General features: G+C 48.1%; 16 protein-coding genes and 1 other annotated feature. Of the genes, 15 read left to right on the top strand and 1 reads right to left on the bottom strand.

Translation table 11 applies throughout. From position 1 onward, the window contains the following. Nucleotides 1-3 precede the first annotated feature (3 nt). From MHI48_RS21955 to leuS, 13 genes are all read left to right on the top strand, one after another. Entirely contained in the window at nucleotides 4-1251 is a 1248-nt protein-coding gene (locus tag MHI48_RS21955; RefSeq protein ID WP_179088664.1) for a DUF58 domain-containing protein, read from the top strand. Then, on the top strand, nucleotides 1248-3461 hold the full coding sequence (locus MHI48_RS21950) for a transglutaminase domain-containing protein (protein ID WP_076318843.1): 2214 nt from the start codon (nucleotides 1248-1250) through the stop codon (nucleotides 3459-3461). The genes MHI48_RS21955 and MHI48_RS21950 overlap by 4 nt, the downstream gene beginning before the upstream one ends. 110 nt (nucleotides 3462-3571) lie before the next feature. Further along, nucleotides 3572-4099 carry a YqeG family HAD IIIA-type phosphatase gene (locus MHI48_RS21945; protein WP_036615148.1) on the top strand — a complete coding sequence of 176 codons (528 nt, stop codon included), beginning with the start codon at nucleotides 3572-3574 and terminating at the stop codon, nucleotides 4097-4099. Continuing rightward, nucleotides 4096-5223 (top strand): ribosome biogenesis GTPase YqeH, encoded by a 1128-nt coding sequence (yqeH, locus tag MHI48_RS21940; protein WP_036615146.1) that lies wholly within the window; start codon nucleotides 4096-4098, stop codon nucleotides 5221-5223. The genes MHI48_RS21945 and yqeH overlap by 4 nt, the downstream gene beginning before the upstream one ends. 42 nt (nucleotides 5224-5265) lie before the next feature. Continuing rightward, nucleotides 5266-6135: a shikimate dehydrogenase gene (gene aroE / locus MHI48_RS21935; protein ID WP_076318844.1), complete on the top strand. Its 870-nt coding sequence runs from the start codon at nucleotides 5266-5268 to the stop codon at nucleotides 6133-6135. Nucleotides 6136-6404: 269 nt separating this feature from the next. Beyond that, nucleotides 6405-6698 carry a ribosome assembly RNA-binding protein YhbY gene (yhbY, locus tag MHI48_RS21930; protein ID WP_017687186.1) on the top strand — a complete coding sequence of 98 codons (294 nt, stop codon included), beginning with the start codon at nucleotides 6405-6407 and terminating at the stop codon, nucleotides 6696-6698. 15 nt (nucleotides 6699-6713) lie between these two features. Beyond that, nucleotides 6714-7304, top strand: a complete 591-nt coding sequence (locus MHI48_RS21925) for a nicotinate-nucleotide adenylyltransferase (protein ID WP_074095918.1) — start codon at nucleotides 6714-6716, stop codon at nucleotides 7302-7304. After that, nucleotides 7288-7854 carry a bis(5'-nucleosyl)-tetraphosphatase (symmetrical) YqeK gene (gene yqeK, locus MHI48_RS21920; protein ID WP_076318845.1) on the top strand — a complete coding sequence of 189 codons (567 nt, stop codon included), beginning with the start codon at nucleotides 7288-7290 and terminating at the stop codon, nucleotides 7852-7854. The genes MHI48_RS21925 and yqeK overlap by 17 nt, the downstream gene beginning before the upstream one ends. A gap of 17 nt (nucleotides 7855-7871) precedes the next feature. Further along, on the top strand, nucleotides 7872-8219 hold the full coding sequence (gene rsfS / locus MHI48_RS21915; RefSeq protein WP_036615136.1) for a ribosome silencing factor: 348 nt from the start codon (nucleotides 7872-7874) through the stop codon (nucleotides 8217-8219). Beyond that, nucleotides 8216-9121, top strand: a complete 906-nt coding sequence (locus tag MHI48_RS21910; RefSeq protein ID WP_036668546.1) for a S1 RNA-binding domain-containing protein — start codon at nucleotides 8216-8218, stop codon at nucleotides 9119-9121. Before rsfS ends, MHI48_RS21910 begins: the two co-directional genes overlap by 4 nt. A 319-nt stretch (nucleotides 9122-9440) precedes the next feature. Continuing rightward, complete coding sequence (locus tag MHI48_RS21905) at nucleotides 9441-10211, top strand: class I SAM-dependent methyltransferase (protein ID WP_076328124.1); 771 nt, start codon at nucleotides 9441-9443, stop codon at nucleotides 10209-10211. 225 nt (nucleotides 10212-10436) lie between these two features. Next, nucleotides 10437-11393, top strand: coding sequence for a phosphotransferase family protein (locus tag MHI48_RS21900; RefSeq protein ID WP_076328123.1), 957 nt, complete (start codon nucleotides 10437-10439; stop codon nucleotides 11391-11393). 111 nt (nucleotides 11394-11504) lie between these two features. Next, nucleotides 11505-11774 (top strand) — a binding site (T-box leader). Nucleotides 11775-11852: 78 nt separating this feature from the next. Then, nucleotides 11853-14297: a leucine--tRNA ligase gene (gene leuS, locus MHI48_RS21895; protein WP_036668549.1), complete on the top strand. Its 2445-nt coding sequence runs from the start codon at nucleotides 11853-11855 to the stop codon at nucleotides 14295-14297. Here the strand turns inward: leuS and comER are convergent. Beyond that, the gene (gene comER, locus MHI48_RS21890; RefSeq protein WP_076328122.1) at nucleotides 14278-15123 is read right to left on the bottom strand and encodes a late competence protein ComER; all 846 of its coding nucleotides are present in this window, start codon (nucleotides 15121-15123) and stop codon (nucleotides 14278-14280) included. The genes leuS and comER overlap by 20 nt on opposite strands. Before the next feature lie 185 nt (nucleotides 15124-15308). On the opposite strand from comER, the gene MHI48_RS21885 reads away from it, so the two are divergent. Then, nucleotides 15309-15944: a helix-hairpin-helix domain-containing protein gene (locus MHI48_RS21885; RefSeq protein ID WP_076328121.1), complete on the top strand. Its 636-nt coding sequence runs from the start codon at nucleotides 15309-15311 to the stop codon at nucleotides 15942-15944. A 39-nt stretch (nucleotides 15945-15983) separates the two neighbouring features. Beyond that, nucleotides 15984-16502, top strand: coding sequence for a deaminase (locus tag MHI48_RS21880; RefSeq protein WP_076328120.1), 519 nt, complete (start codon nucleotides 15984-15986; stop codon nucleotides 16500-16502). Nucleotides 16503-16545: the final 43 nt, after the last annotated feature.

Genomic DNA, 16545 nt, shown 5'->3' with positions numbered 1-16545 from the left:
TTCATGAAGCCGCTTTTGAGAACAGTCAATAGAGGGTTACGCCACCCACGCGTATGGAGCATCGCAATGGTGTGGATGTGCTGTCTGGCTTATGTTTTGTTTCAGGGCGGGAAGACATCCCTTATGTTGCTGTCGATGGTGACCCTGCTCTGTATGTACCTTGCCATTGCTGGATTTAGCGGGGTAAGACGTGCTCAAGGAGTTCGTAGGTTATCTTCTGGTCCAGACCACGAAGAATTGCTGCATGCGGGTGACCAGGTTCAAGTACAGCTGAGTCTGACGATTCCGGGATTCCTCCCGCTTCCCTATGTTGTTGTGCGTGAAATGCTGCATCGGCATAACGGAGAATCGTGGTCGTTCAAGGAAAGTTTGATTCCCAATATGCGAGGTAATGGCGAGCTGTCATTCCAGACACCGCCACTTGAGCGGGGAAAGTATGTCTTTTCAGAAACGGAATGTGCCAGCGAGGACATATTTGGACTGATTGAACATCGAGGAAAGTTTAAGGCCAAAGGTGAGTTTCGCGTACTGCCAAGAACGGTATTTATTCCATATTGGCAGCTTTACGACCGCAAATCACGGTTATCCGGTCCTCAGACGGCGTTAACCCGCTCACGGAGAGAGACCACTCAGATCAATGGTGTACGTGACTACGTATACGGCGATCGACTTTCCCGCATTCACTGGAATGCAACGGCAAAGACAGGGAACTGGAAGTCCAAGGAGTTTGAACATGAGTCTGTGCCCAAAACCGTTCTGGTTCTGGATGCGCTGGCATTAAGTTATGAACATGGGGATGCATTTGAAATTGCCGTTTCCACGGCTGCCTCTCTGCTGGAGTATGGTGTCAGGGAACGAATGGGGATGGGGTTGTTGACATTGTCAGACCAGACATCCTTCATGGCCCCCAGTGAAAGTCTGATGGAACGACAGAAGATGATGCATCATCTGGTGGATATTCAATATAACGGTCAGGATACCCATCTGTTGCCCGGCGTGGAAAGAATTGCACGTCAACTGCCTCAGGGAGCTTACTTTGTTGTGATTTCTCCCCAGAAGGATGAAAAAATAATGGAACTGTTGCGCTGGGCCGATACGCGGGGCATGACTCCATGTCATATTCTGATCGATACCAGTGAATCCCGCCGGAGTGCCGAGTGGAATGCCATGTTGCGTGGAAGAGGCACGAGGTCATTCACTGTTTCTCACTTGCAGGAGCTTCCAACGGTGATGGGGGGAGGTTCTGTATGAGTACAAAAGGAATTGAAAGTGTTACAGGCAAACGATCCTGGTATCATGCAGCGTCATTGCTCTGGATTTTCCTGATTGGAATGCAGTGGATTTCATTTACGCAGGAATCGTGGTACACGGAGACAACTTCTCTGGTGTTATGGACACTTGCAGCAGTCAGTGTGCTGGAGGTCATTCTGCCCTTCAAAACGATATATCGCGCGATTATCAAGGCGGTCGTTGTTGGTTACATTTTGCATAAAACGCTGATCGATTATACGGTGTACATCCCTTATGGCTCTTTAACAGACAGAGCAGAGCAGTTCATATTACACATGACGCCGTATATCTGGTTCTCCCTGTGTGCATGGGTGATGCTTGAAGCAGCGCTTCGACTCGTGACCACAACACGTCGCATTCTTGTTTTTCTGGGTGTTAACATCATTTCGATGGGGATTCTCGATTCTTTCACCCAGATTCCACTCTGGATTGAAATCGCGTGGGTGATGTTTGCGGGGATGGGATGGCTCGTATGTCAGCATTTCCGTAACTATCAGCTACAGTATCCTCAAGGTTGGAAACGAATCATCCGGTATCCTTATAAAGTCCTGGCCAATATTGCTATTATCTTTTCTTTGATTATTGTAGCCAGCGTTAATATGCCGGAGATTCCACCCACCTTGACGGACCCATATACGGCGTGGCGTAACTATACCGGAACTTCCACAAGTCAGGCTGGTAACGGAAACCTTGATATTCCCGCGGCTACCGAATCGGGATACAGCAGGGAAGACAATCAGCTTGGTGGAGGATTCAACTTCGACTATACCCCTGTCATGTCTGTCACGACCAATGAGCGTAGTTACTGGCGCGGTGAGACACGTGCAGAGTATACAGGCACAGGCTGGGATGACCGTGGACGGGGTGCGACAGAGAATATTGAATCCGGACAGCCTCTGGAGAACCAAGAATCCGGTAATGTGAATACCAAACAAGTGACTCAGAATGTAACGATGCTGAATGATAATGTCTATCCGATTCTCTTTGGTGCTTATTCGATCTCGGAAGTGAGCTCAATTAATGGTGAGGACAGAACGGAACGGATGTTGTGGAATGCTGAACAGGCTGAACTGCATGTGGTGACAGACCGTCAGCAACCACAGTATCCCAAGACGTATACTATCGTATCGGAAGCCCCTGTGATTGTGGAAGATGAGCTTCGTACGAAGTCATTTGAAGATCTGTATAACAGTAATCCGGCAGATGATATGTACTTGCAGTTACCATCCCGTTTCCCTGACCGGGTGTCGAATCTGGCAGCCGAGATAACGGCATCTGCGAATACTCCGTATGAAAAAGTGGCATTACTGCAAAACTATTTACAAACTAATTTTGAATACACAAACAATCCGGATTTATCTCGAAAAGTAAGCAGCGACTTTGTGGAAGGTTTCCTGTTTGATATTATGGAAGGCTACTGTGACTATTTCTCCACTGCGCTGGTGATGATGGCGCGCTCGGAGGGCATTCCTGCAAGGTGGGTTAAAGGTTATGCGCCTGGACAATTGTCCCTGAATTCGGACATGCAGGCCCCACGTCAACCTGGTGCGGAGATTGAGACGACCTACACCGTTACCAATGCAGATGCACACTCCTGGGCAGAGGTTTATTTTGGTGAGTATGGCTGGATTCCTGTTGAAGCAACGCCGGGCTTTGATATGCCGCTGCTAACGGAACAGCCTGATGTACAACCTGTAGATGAGCCTGAAGAAGAGCCAGAAGAGGAGCCGGTACAAGAGGAAGAGCAGACTCCTGCACCTGAGCAGACATCGTCTGCCATCCCGACTTTTGTTATCTGGGCTGCAGGAGCCATTATTGTATTGTGGGTAGCATATATGTTCTGGCGTAATCGTTTCTCCATGCGATTCTTCCTGCTTCGTCTACGGACAGGTGGACCGCTCACCCCTGAACAGAAGGTAGTGGCAGAGACCGAGCGTTGGATTCAGTATGTGAAACGCAAAGGGTTGACCCGGAGCGGAGACGAGACACTTCGTGAATCGGTAGCCCGCTGGAGCCAGGCAAAACCTGCTGCAGAAGCAACATTCTATGAGCTTCTCACGAAGTTTGAACAGACTCGTTACAGTCCGGCGTCCGTAACTGCCGACGACTGGAAGGGCGTCTATCAGACCGCCTTGAAGCTGCGGAAGGAACTGAAAGCGGAACGGGCATAGTTGTTGCCCGTCCCGTTTTTCCTTTTTTCCTATGCCATCAGGCGCTGTATGCATTTTCAGGAAAGACGGATTTGTGATATAGTGTGTCGTATGAAACTGAGGTGACTTCTTTGTTTAAAATGTTAATGCCCAAGCTGCGTGTAGACACGGTTTTTGACATTAATCTGGAAGAGCTGTACGCTCAAGGCTACCGTGGAATTATAACTGATCTGGATAACACACTCGTTGGAGCCAAAGCCCCTGACGCTACGCCCGAACTGATTGAATGGTTTGCACGTGTGAAAGAGGCAGGTTTCAAGCTGATGATTGTGTCCAATAACAATTTGAATCGTGTATCCCTGTTTGCGACCCCGCTGGATATCCAGTTTGTGCATAGTGCACGCAAACCATCGAATGTACCGTTTCGTAGAGCAATGAAAATGATGGAGTTATCTCCTGAAAACACGATTGTAGTAGGCGATCAGATGCTTACGGACGTTTATGGAGGGAACCGAATGGGGTTATATACCGTTCTGGTACTGCCAATCTCCATTGGGGACGAAGGTTTTATGACCCGCTTCAATCGACGCGTGGAACGGATTGCTCTAACGAGTTTACGCAGGAAAGGCTTATGGCTTGAGGAGGAAAAGAAGAAATGACAGAACCGCATAACGGCAATCTTGCCGTAAGGTGCAGCGGATGCGGCGTGCATCTGCAAACAGAAAATTCGGAATTACCAGGGTTTATCCCCGAGAAGGCATTGGATCGTGAACCGGTTATATGCCAGCGCTGTTTCCGCATCAAAAACTACAATGAGTCATCATCCGTTACGGTGGATCAGGACGAATTCCTGGCGCTGCTTAGCAAAATCGGGGATAAGGATGCACTTGTCATCCATATCGTTGATTTGTTTGACTTTGATGGCAGTATTATCTCCGGTCTGCAACGTTTTGTAGGCAACAATCCGGTATTGCTTGCTGTGAACAAAACGGACTTGCTTCCGAAAGTAACTAACTGGAACAAGATTCGCAACTGGGTACAAAAGCAAGCCAAAGAACAGGGTTTGCGTACCGTGGATGTAGTCTTGTGCAGTGCAAAGCAAAATCAGGGCTTCGACCGTCTGCTTGAGCTTGTTGGAACCTATCGCGAAGATCGTGACGTATATGTGGTTGGCGGCACCAATGTGGGCAAATCCACACTGATTAACCGTCTGATCCGTGATTACAGCGATCTGGAGCAGGAACTGACCACATCCCGTTATCCGGGAACAACGCTGGACATGGTGAACATTCCGTTGGATGATGGAAAATATATTATTGATACGCCCGGAATCGTTTATCCATGGCGTTTCAGCGAGATTGTCTCACGTAAGGATCTCGCTGCCATCATGCCGGAAAAACCGCTTAAACCCGCTGTGTATCAGTTGAATTCCGGTCAGACGCTGTTCTTTGGCGGCATGGCTCGATTTGACTTTGTGGAAGGTGATCGCCAGTCGTTCACTTGTTTTATCAGCACTGCGCTTGATATTCACCGGACGAAGCTGGAGCGTGCAGATGATCTGTACCGCGACCATCTGGGAGAATTGTTGTCTCCGCCAACCCGTGAGGATGCAGCAGAGATGGCTGAATGGACCAGACATGAATTCCGCATCAAACGCGGCAGTCAATCGGATGTATTCATCTCGGGTCTGGGCTGGATTAAGGTTAATGGCGATATTGGAGCGCTTGTTGCTGTTCATGCTCCAAAAGGCATTCGTGTACAGATCCGCCCATCCTTGATCTAGTAATCTCAGAAGCTGTACATCAGATGGATCGGAGGCGGACCTATGTCTGAGCAGAACAAATTCAACTCTTCACTTCCCGTGTTGCTTGGTGTTATGGGTGATCCTATTGCTCACTCCAAGTCTCCGGCAATGCACAATGCGGCTCTGCAGGCTGCAGGAGTGAATGGAATGTATATGCCACTGCATGTTCATCCGGATCAACTGGAAGCGGCCGTTCGCGGAATTGTGGCACTGGGCTATCGTGGTGTTAATGTGACCATCCCGCACAAAGAGCAGGTGATGCAGTATCTGGATGTGATCGATGAAAGTGCTCGCCTGATTGGTGCGGTGAATACCATCGTTAATGAAGGTGGAACACTGACAGGGTACAATACGGATGGTATTGGTTATGTCCGATCGTTGAAGGAAGAGGCTGTGCCTGAGCTTGCGGGCAAACGTATCGCTGTCCTGGGAGCAGGTGGAGCAGCGAGAGGTGTCATATATGCACTTGCACTGGAGAAGCCTGAACGGATCCACATTCTGAACCGTACAGCGGACAGGGCTATTACACTTGCTTCGGATTTACGAGGCCATGGCTTGGGAGAAATCTCGGGCAGTGGCATGGAAGACGCTACAACGGTACTGGCTACGGCTGATATCGTGATTAACACAACGGCTGCCGGAATGCACCCGCATGTTGATGACGTACCGGTTGATCCTGCACTGATCCGTGAAGGCGCAGCGGTGAGTGATCTGATCTACAATCCGCAGGAGACCCGTCTGCTTCGAGAGTCGCGGATGCGAGGATGTACGGTGCACGGTGGTCTGGGTATGTTTGTATATCAGGGCGCAGTGGCCTTTGAACATTGGCTTGGCATCCCGGCTCCTGTGGAGACGATGAGACGTGCTGTACTAAACAGTTTTAAAGTGTGAAAATGATATTAAGAGTACATGCAGACGACGAGTGCAGAACCAATCTGAAGAAACGAAGTGGTCGCATTTATCACCGGATTTTCCCTTTGTGAAAAGGGATCAGAAAAATCTGGGGATAACAGCGATCGGAAGATGGTACTGCAATCGGAGTTACCTTGTGTACTCAGTGATCATTTTTACCATTGAAAAATAATAATTGAATGATCAGGTCCGGACAGTTTTTGCGCTGTCGATCAGGGCCTGCTCAACATAAGGAGTATGGAGTATTCATGTTAAACGGTAAACAAAAGCGCTTTTTGCGGTCACAGGCACATCACCTGACCCCTGTATTTCAGATTGGTAAAGGTGGAACCAACGAGCACCTGTTCCGTCACATCGAAGATGCGATTGAGAAGCGCGAATTGATGAAAGTGCAAGTGTTGAACAACAATGACGAGGACAGAAAAGAGATGGCAGAAGAAGTTGCCCGTGAAACGGGAAGTGAGCTTGTACAACTCATCGGTAACACAATCATCCTGTACAAAGAATCTCGCGATAACAAACAAATCGAACTACCTAGATAAGGGAGCGTGACGCAGGTGAAGATCGGCATCATGGGTGGTACGTTTGATCCGATCCACATGGGACATCTCCTGGCAGCTGAAGCGGCAAGGGATTCACATGCACTGGATGAGATCTGGTTCATGCCTTCCCATGTTCCACCTCACAAACGCGGAGCCGGAGCTTCGGGACAGCAACGTCTCGATATGACGGAAGCGGCTGTGAAGGGTGTGCAGCAATATGAGGTGCTGGGTATCGAGATGGAATTGGGCGGAGTGTCTTATACCATTGATACGATGAAGGAACTGTGGCGTCGCCATCCTGAACATGAATTTTATTTCATTATCGGGGCGGATATGGTGAACTATCTTCCCAAATGGGAGCAGATTGAAGAACTTGCCGAACGCTTAACCTTTATCGGAGTTGGTCGGCCGGGCTTCCAGTTACATCTGGATGATTTACCAGACGAGTTACAGGATCGGGTCTTGCTGGCCGAGATGCCCTTGGTCGATATTTCATCGACAGCCGTGCGCAGACGTCTGGCCAAAGGACATTCGGTACGCTTCATGATTCCTGATGAGGTGCACCAATACATTGTAAGGAGCGGTTTATATGGCACTAAGCCGTGAGGAACTGATTCAAGCCGTATCCGGACAAATGCCGGAAAAACGCTGGAAGCATACACTGGGTGTAATGGAATCGGCAGTAATGTTGGCTGAAAAATACGGGGCTGATCCTGTAAAAGCGGATCTGGCAGCGATATTGCATGATGTGGCGAAGTACTGGCCCGTAGCGGAGATGGAAGCGGTCATCCGTGATAACGGGTTAAACCAGGAACTTCTGCAGCATGACAAGCAGCTCTGGCATTCCGAAGTCGGTGCTTTTGTAGCCAAGCGTGATTACGGTGTGGAAGATTCCGAAGTTATTAATGCCATCCGGTGGCATACCTCGGGTCGGGTAGGCATGAGCTTGCTGGACAAAGTGGTATGTCTTGCCGATTACATTGAACCGGGACGAGATTTCCCGGGAGTGGATCACATTCGCGAACAGGCTGAACGTAGTCTGGAGGAAGGTTTAATTGCCGGATTCGATTCGACGATCAGCTTGCTGATTTCGCAACGGCGTGTCATTTATCCTTTGACCATGCTGTCGCGGAATGACTTAATTGCACAATTATAGATTATGGAGGTTGGTTCATGACAGTATCATCGAAAGAACTTATGAATATGGCGGTTGCTGCCGCTGACGACAAAAAGGCATCCAACATTGTAGCGTTGGATCTGATTAATGTTTCCCTGGTGGCAGATTATTTTGTTATTTGTCACGGGAATTCCGATACACAGGTACAAGCCATTGCCACTGAAATTCGCAAACAGGCTCATGCAGCCGGAGCGACGATCAAAGGTATCGAAGGTATGGATTCCGCACGTTGGGTATTGATGGACATGGGCGATGTTGTTGTTCATATCTTCCACCGCGACGAGCGTGAATACTACAACATTGAACGACTATGGTCTGATGCCAAAGTGGTGGAAACTGTATGAGTTTGATTGCTGGAACAGTCGTCTCTTTGCCGGTTTCACGTGAAGTGTCTCCGTTTGGCTTCTTTTTGACGACAGGATCGGAAGATGTACTGCTTCACTACACCGAGTTAACACGGGATATTAAAATTGGTGAGACGCTTGAGGTATTTGTATTCTTTGATACAGAAGATCGTCTGGCCGTAACGATGAAAAAGCCTTATCTCATGCTTGGCGAAATGGCACGACTGGTTGTGGCTGATGTTCACCCACGACTGGGCTGTTTCCTGGAAATGGGCCTTGGACGGCAATTGCTGCTTCCTATTCGTGAATTGCCTGAACTGGAAGAATTGCGTCCTCAAGTGGGGGATGAAGTCTTTGTCATCATGGAACATGACAAGCAGGGACGTCTGCGTGCCAAATTGGCCGGGGAACGTGAGCTTTCACCATTGTCTTTCCATGCGCCAACTTCATGGTTAAACGAGTGGGTTGAAGCGACGGTATACAAGCCACTGCAGATGGGTACTTTTGTGCTTGTAGAGGGCGGTGTACTGGGCTTTGGCGCGATTGGTATGATTCATTCATCTGAACGCAGTCATATGCTGCGTCTTGGTGAGAAAGTGAAGTGTCGGGTGACACTGGTACGTGAAGACGGACGTGTGAATCTGGCCATGACTCAACTCAAACAAGTTGGACGTAACGAAGATGCAGACAAACTGCTCGCCTTTATGAAAGAACGCCCTATGGGTGGCATGCCATACTCGGATGCAACTCCGCCGGATATCATCAAGCAGCGCTTTGGCATCAGTAAGTCTGCCTTCAAGCGTGCCTTGGGCAAATTGATGAAAGACGGATTGGTGGTCCAAAAGGAAAGCTGGACGTATCTGTCCGAATCTGCTCCTGCGGATCAAAGTGAAAACAAGTAATCTTCCTGATTAAATAGTTGTAATATGGAACTCGGATAAGGCAGGGATAGGCTGGGTAAACACCGGATGCCCCTGCTTTTTCTTTTGTTATATAAATTGAACTAAACATTTACACGAAACGGAGAGGACAGAAAGAACCTGAAGAAGCGGAGCGTTCGCCTTTATCCCCGGATTTAAACCTTTATAAAAGGAATAAAAAAAATCTGGGGATAACAGCGATCGGAAGGTTGTTCTGTCATTGGAGTGTCCAGTGTAAATATTCTTTGGTTCAACTTATATAGATCAATTCGAAAATGAAATTGAAAGTGCGGTGCCTGACATGTCTTACCGGAAATTTGCCTATGTGTATGATGAATTAATGGAAGATATGCCTTATCCGGACTGGATAAGGTTTGCAAGAACAGCATGGGAAAAGCATGGAATGCCCAAAAGTGTCGCTGAACTTGGCTGTGGAACGGGCTCCATTACGATCCCGCTCGTGAACTCCGGTTTCGAAGTTACAGGCATTGACCTCTCATCAGATATGCTGTCGGTTGCACGCAGCAAGATGGAGGCTACGCCTCAGGGTCATCGCTTGTATCGCGAGGGCAGTGTCCGTTGGGTGCAGCAGGATATGCGGGAATGGCGAGTTCCGGAACCTGTGGATTCGGTGATATCTTTCTGTGATTGTGTTAATTATTTGCTTGAACAAGAAGATGTCGTTCGTACTTTCCAGCGGACATACGAAATGCTGAAGCCTGGTGGAACGTTCCTGTTTGATGTGCATCATCCCAATACCCTTATTCGTTATGATGAGGAGCAGCCTTTTGTACTGGATGAGCGCTCCGTATCTTATATTTGGACTTGTGATCTGGACCAGGATCGCTGTGAGATTGAGCATCATCTCAGTATTTTTTCGCGTGTGGATGATGGTAATAAGGATATGTATCAGCGGTTTGAAGAAGTTCATGTCCAGCGTGCATATAATCCGGACTGGATGAAGCTGGAGTTATCCAAGGCAGGTTTTAAAGACGTGAAGGTATATGCGGATTTTGAATGGAAAGAAGCTGGAGACAGCGCACAGCGCTTGTTCTACGTGGCTGTGAAGTAAGATCGAGTAATGAAAACTGTCCTTATGTATGGTGCATAAGGGCAGTTTTTTGTTTGATTTTTTATGGAGAATGAATAGCAATAGTCTTAAATAGGGTAGAGGAATGCAAGAAAAGACATAACGACGTGACAAAAAGTATTGCCAGTTAAAGTAAAGGAGGCGATAATAGTCGGATAGAAAGCGTTTTCTGAGAAAATAAATCAATTGTCAATGTGAGGTGTAGAAATGGAAAGTACATATAAAACAAGACTTACGTCAGAACAGTTGAATGCCATAATAGAGCAGCATTTCTCTGCAAGTATACAGGACTACAAGGAAATGGTGGATGGCTGGGCCAATCATGCATATCTCATTACACTGAGTGACGCACAGCGAGTGGTACTCAAAATTGCACCGTCAGCTTCGACAAATCTGATGCGCTGTGAACAGGATCTCATGATTGCCGAAGTTGAGGCACTACGCCTCATTACGGAGCTACAGGATGTTCCCGTGCCCCAAGTGTTGGCTTATGATGATTCGTTAACTATGGCTTCAGCGCGTTATTTTATCATGGAGTACATGTCTGGAGCGCCCTATAATCAGGTCAAGGATCAATATTCTGCGGAAGAGCAGGAGGCCATTGAACACCAGCTCGGTCGGTACAATCGTCGAATTAATGAAATCAAGGGCGAGCAGTTTGGATATTTCTCGGAGCAAAAACAGCGATATTCCACATGGAAAGATGCATTTATGAATCTGATGGATGACATTCTTACCGACGGGGAAGAAGCCGGGATTACATTTTTGATCGATTACCCTGAATTGAGACGCCTGATTGAAGAAAAATCGGATGTGCTGGACGATGTCAAAGAACCTGTGCTTATCAGTTGGGATCTGTGGGATGGCAATGTACTAGTGGACGCGGGTCGAATCACAGCGATTATTGATTTTGAACGATCACTGTGGGCAGATCCTCTGATGGAGCATTATTTCAGTCATTTTAACTATACGGCTGGTTTTGTGAAAGGGTATGGGCGTGCGATTATGACTGAAAGTGAGCTAAAAAGAAGAAGACTCTATGACTTGTACTTTGATCTGGTGCTGCGCATTGAGTGCGCTTATCGTCAATATGATAATCAGGAACATGTGAATTGGACCATTCATAATCTGGAGGAAGGCATTGAGCGTTTTCGGTTATCCTGAACAGCAACCAGCGTTATGAACGGTACGTACCGTGGACTTCAAGATGGCGATTATAACGTGTAATATTGACTTTGGGCGTACTTTTTTATATAATGGTCCCGATATTGTATACATATTTCGATGATAAGGATCAGTAGTAATTCCTGTACATAACAGAGAGCCGGCGGTTGGTGCAAGCCGGTTGACAGTGATTTGCGAACTCGCCTTGGAGAAATGCGGTGATTACACCATTCTGTTTAACCTGCTTGTATAAAGCTTGGGTTCAGGAATGGAAATCCGCATCGGTTAACCGCCGTTACAGGTCCAAAGGGAGTGGATGACGAAGCACGTTCGTCCGCTAACTAGGGTGGTACCACGGGAATTCAACCTCTCGTCCCTAGCGCTGCAAACGCTACGGGATGCTGAGGTTTTTTTGTTGCAATTAAAGCTAAAGCGAATAACCTGAAGGAGGAATAATAGATGAGTGAGAATAACCAGCCGAAACACGGCTATCAGCCACAAGTCATGGAAAAAAGTTGGCAGCAATACTGGGATGCAAATAAAACGTTTAAAACGGGTGAGGACCCTGCTAAACCGAAATTTTATGCACTGGATATGTTCCCTTATCCATCCGGTTCAGGTCTGCACGTAGGTCACCCGGAAGGATATACGGCAACAGATATCGTTTCCCGTTACAAACGTATGCGCGGTTACAACGTATTGCACCCAATGGGTTGGGATGCTTTCGGTCTGCCTGCTGAGCAGCATGCACTGGATACAGGTGAACATCCACGAGATATTACATTCCGTAATATTGACAATTTCCGTCGCCAGATCAAATCGCTTGGTTTCTCCTATGACTGGGATCGTGAGATCAGTACAACGGACCCTGAATACTATAAATGGACACAATGGATCTTTATCCAGCTGTACAATAAAGGCCTGGCTTATGTGGACGAAGTTGCAGTTAACTGGTGTGAAGCCCTTGGAACGGTACTTGCTAATGAAGAGGTTATTGATGGCAAGAGTGAACGCGGAGGGCATCCGGTTGTACGCAAACCGATGCGTCAATGGGTTCTGAGAATTACCGAGTATGCAGAGCGTCTGTTGGAAGACCTGGAAGAGCTGGATTGGTCTGAAAGCATCAAGGATATGCAGCGCAACTGGATCGGTAAATCAACAGGTGCGGAAGTTGTATTTGCCATTGAGGGTCGCGAGGAAGTTATCAAGGTGTTCACTACCCGTGCGGACACATTGTTCGGTGCGAGCTTTGCAGTACTGGCTCCGGAACATGAGTTGGTAGAAGCAATTACAACCGATGACCAACGTGAAGCTATTCAGGCTTATCAGGAGCAGGCTTCTCGTAAGAGTGATCTGGAACGTACAGATTTGGCCAAAGACAAAACAGGTGTATTCACTGGCGCTTATGCAATCAACCCTGTTAATGGTGCAAAACTGCCGATCTGGATTGCTGATTACGTTCTTGCAGGTTACGGTACAGGTGCGGTTATGGCTGTTCCGGGTCATGATGCGCGTGACTGGGAATTTGCGAAGCAGTTCGGTCTGGATATCATCGAGGTTATTCAAGGTGGAGACGTTACACAAGAGGCATATTCGGGTGATGGCGCGCATGTGAATTCCGATTTCTTGAACGGACTGAACAATGAAGAAGCGGTTGCCAAGATGATTGCTTGGTTGGAAGAGAACGGTAAAGGACAAGGAAAAGTGACTTATCGTCTGCGCGATTGGCTGTTCAGCCGTCAGCGTTACTGGGGGGAGCCAATCCCGATTCTGCATCTGGAAGATGGAACGATGAAGACCGTACCGGAGGATCAACTTCCACTGTTGCTGCCTGATATCGACCAGATCAAACCTTCGGGTACAGGAGAATCACCACTGGCGAATGTTACGGAGTGGGTGAATACGGTAGATCCGGAAACGGGAATGAAGGCACGTCGCGAGACCAATACCATGCCACAATGGGCGGGTAGCTGCTGGTATTACCTGCGCTTTATCGATCCGCGCAATGACAAGGAACTGATCTCCAAGGAGAAACAGCAGCAGTGGCTGCCAGTTGATCTGTACATTGGCGGAGCAGAGCACGCCGTACTTCACTTGCTGTACGCTCGTTTCTGGCACAAAGTGCTGTATGATCTGGGTGTTGTGGAGACCAAAGAGCCTTTCCACAAACTGGTCAACCAAGGTATGATCCTGGGTACCAATAATGAGAAAATGAGTAAATCTCGTGGTAATGTCATTAACCCGGATGAAATTGTGAATGAATTCGGTGCAGATACATTGCGTCTGTACGAGATGTTCATGGGACCATTGGAAGCGACAAAACCGTGGAATGCAAACGGGGTTGAAGGCATGCACCGCTTCCTGTCACGTGTATGGCGTCTCTTCATTAACGAAGACACAGGAGCCATCAATGACAAGATTACGGTGGACGGTGGAACGGATGAGTTCAAACGGACTGCTCACAAAACGATCAAAAAAGTTACGGAAGATCTGGAACATCTGCGCTTCAACACATCCATCAGCCAGCTGATGATTTTCATCAACGATGCATACAAAGCGGACACACTGCCTCGTGAAGCGATGGAGAAATTTGTGCAGCTGTTGTCACCACTGGCACCACATATGGCAGAGGAACTGTGGAGTCGTTTGGGTCATGAAGGTGGAATCTCTTACGTGGCTTGGCCTGAATATGATGAGTCCATGACAGTGGATGCGGAAGTAGAAATCGTTGTTCAGGTAAATGGTAAAATTGTAACTCGTGCTACAATCGCGAAGGATCTGGATGCACAGGGTATGCAGGACTTTACGATGGAGCTGGCACCTGTTAAGCAGGCGCTGGAAGGCAAGACCATTCGTAAGGTCATTGCCGTTCCAGGCAAACTCGTTAATATTGTTGCCGGTTAATCTCACCGGTTCGGAATAGTTCATCCAGCTTTAACAAATCTTCATCATATTTGTCATGTGTCGTGTGGATCAGGCTGTCGAAAACGCCGTCAAGACTAACCTTCAGCAGTGCAAGTGCCTGAGCGGTAATACCGCCAGGTACAGCGACACGAGCCTGAAGCTCTTGCGGGGTGTATCCTCCTTCGGTGAGCAGCTTGCCTGTTCCCAGGAGCATTTCGCCAGCCAGAGCGCAGGCATCTGCCCTTTTGATACCTGTCAGCTTCACTGCACTTTCGATCCACTGTTCCAAAAAGAACGATATGAATGCAGGTCCGCAGCTGGAGAAGTCGGATGTGATTCGTGTACAGGCTTCATCCACTTGGTACGGCCTGCCTATATGACTGAGCAGACTTTCCAACACAGCGCGGTCTTCACTGGTCATTCGTTCGCCATGTATGCAGAGGGATGCTCCGCTGCCGACTTGGTGTGTGACGCTGGGAATTACCTTGGAGACTTTGCAAGGAAGTGAAGATTCCAGATGTCGCAGCTGCACGGGACTGGTGATCGAGACAATTATATGATTGGGATTCACGACAGGCAGGATGTCGTCAATAACATGTTTGAATTCAAGCGGCTTCACGCACAGGAAGATGATATTACTTCGGATCACCGTTTCCCGATTGCTCTGGGATTCATGCAGACCGGGGTAACGGAGGGATAACTGACGTACTTTGGACGGGGTTCGATTGCTGGCCGCGATCTGCCGGGGCTCAAGTGCACCCGATTGGATCAGGGCATAGATTAGCAGGCTGCCCATGCTGCCGGTTCCGATAAATCCAACCTTCATTGTTTCAGGCCTCCTTTCATGCTTTACGGTACTGGCGCAGTTCATTCCCTCTATTCTATGCGTGAGGACCTGTTTCACATGACATGAAAAATGCACAACTTGTTTCATCAGGAAAGTTCAACGGTTCGGAAGCACCGCCCGTGTTCGAAATGAATGATTTTGAATTCAGGGAGAGGTGTGGAAGAATGAGATGGAACAAAGGGATGACCATTGCTGCTGTGGTGGTTGGAAGTATACTTATATTATGGTCGGGCAAAAGTGAACAACCACCTAGTGGCTGGGAACCCTTGCAGCTCGGCACCGAGAAGCCGACGATAGAGCAGGAACTCCCTGCTGTACAGTCGGCTACTTCGGTTCAGGGCAATACAGGAGCATCTTCGGGAGCGGATGCAAGTGGGATGCAGACTGGGAATGAGACAAAGGCAGAAGAGTCTAAAGAGCTTGCGAGCGTTGGGGTTGAAGGTGATTCAGTTGTTCAAACTACAAGTCAGACGAATGATAATCCACCGGCCACCTCAAATTCGACTGAACCAGTTGTGCAGGGTACGAATTCGAATCCTTCGGTTACTTCCGAGACGGTATTAGGCAGTAATCCATCTGTAGTTCGTGAGGAAGTTAGCGACAATGGCAAGATTGATGTGAATACAGCGCCTGTCTCCAAGCTTACGGAGCTTCCCGGAATCGGAGAGAAAAAAGCTCAGGCTATTGTGGATTATCGGAATGCACATGGTCCTTTTGCGAAAGTCAGTGATCTGACAAAGGTCAAAGGAATCGGGATGAAGATGCTGGAGAAGATGGCGCCGTATGTGCAGATCCGGTAAAATTAAAATATAAATTGTATCAAGCGGGAGGAATGCAGCATGAGTACTGAGGTACGCAAGGACTGGGATACGTATTTTATGGACATCGCGTATATGGTTTCCACCCGTTCCCGCTGTTCGCGTCGTCATGTGGGTGCCGTTCTTGTTCAGGGAAAGAAACTGCTGGGAACAGCCTATAATGGTGCACCCACCGGCGTCCCGGATTGTTCTGAAGCAGGTTGCATGATATCGGAAGAGTATGAGTTGGTCGTGACCGATGGGCAAGATGAAATGGTGAAAAAGCAAAGATGTATTCGCACAATTCATGCGGAGCAAAATTTACTTTTATTCACAGATCGAATCGACCGCGAAGGCTCGTCCGTGTATGTGACCGACGAACCGTGCTGGACATGTGCCAATATGCTGGCGAATAGCGGGATTACAGAAATCGTGTTTCATCGTTCTTATCCTAAAGATACCGGCAAGGTTACCAATATGATGGAACAGAAGGGCATAACGTTCCGCAGGCTGGAGAATTACCAGCCCCCGCGGGAAACGATGATGACTGTGAGCAATTAATGTGAATATGGTCGAATATGTGAGGGAGAACCTCCGGCAAGCC

It is taken from the genome of Paenibacillus sp. FSL H7-0942, assembly GCF_045040715.1.
In the GTDB taxonomy this organism is placed as follows: domain Bacteria; phylum Bacillota; class Bacilli; order Paenibacillales; family Paenibacillaceae; genus Paenibacillus; species Paenibacillus amylolyticus.
The sequence above is the reverse complement of the archived record's forward strand: the minus strand, read 5'-3'. Positions and strand labels throughout refer to the sequence as shown.

Excerpts from the sequence above, each read along its gene's own strand:
- aroE (WP_076318844.1), top strand. The coding sequence starts at position 5,266 with ATGTCTGAGCAGAACAAATTCAACTCTTCACTTCCCGTGTTGCTTGGT.
- MHI48_RS21905 (WP_076328124.1), top strand. The coding sequence starts at position 9,441 with ATGTCTTACCGGAAATTTGCCTATGTGTATGATGAATTAATGGAAGAT.
- MHI48_RS21885 (WP_076328121.1), top strand. The coding sequence starts at position 15,309 with ATGAGATGGAACAAAGGGATGACCATTGCTGCTGTGGTGGTTGGAAGT.
- MHI48_RS21880 (WP_076328120.1), top strand. The coding sequence starts at position 15,984 with ATGAGTACTGAGGTACGCAAGGACTGGGATACGTATTTTATGGACATC.
- MHI48_RS21950 (WP_076318843.1), top strand. The coding sequence starts at position 1,248 with ATGAGTACAAAAGGAATTGAAAGTGTTACAGGCAAACGATCCTGGTAT.
- MHI48_RS21900 (WP_076328123.1), top strand. The coding sequence starts at position 10,437 with ATGGAAAGTACATATAAAACAAGACTTACGTCAGAACAGTTGAATGCC.
- rsfS (WP_036615136.1), top strand. The coding sequence starts at position 7,872 with ATGACAGTATCATCGAAAGAACTTATGAATATGGCGGTTGCTGCCGCT.
- comER (WP_076328122.1), bottom strand. The coding sequence starts at position 15,123 with ATGAAGGTTGGATTTATCGGAACCGGCAGCATGGGCAGCCTGCTAATC.
- MHI48_RS21955 (WP_179088664.1), top strand. The coding sequence starts at position 4 with ATGAAGCCGCTTTTGAGAACAGTCAATAGAGGGTTACGCCACCCACGC.
- yqeH (WP_036615146.1), top strand. The coding sequence starts at position 4,096 with ATGACAGAACCGCATAACGGCAATCTTGCCGTAAGGTGCAGCGGATGC.
- MHI48_RS21910 (WP_036668546.1), top strand. The coding sequence starts at position 8,216 with ATGAGTTTGATTGCTGGAACAGTCGTCTCTTTGCCGGTTTCACGTGAA.
- leuS (WP_036668549.1), top strand. The coding sequence starts at position 11,853 with ATGAGTGAGAATAACCAGCCGAAACACGGCTATCAGCCACAAGTCATG.
- yqeK (WP_076318845.1), top strand. The coding sequence starts at position 7,288 with ATGGCACTAAGCCGTGAGGAACTGATTCAAGCCGTATCCGGACAAATG.
- yhbY (WP_017687186.1), top strand. The coding sequence starts at position 6,405 with ATGTTAAACGGTAAACAAAAGCGCTTTTTGCGGTCACAGGCACATCAC.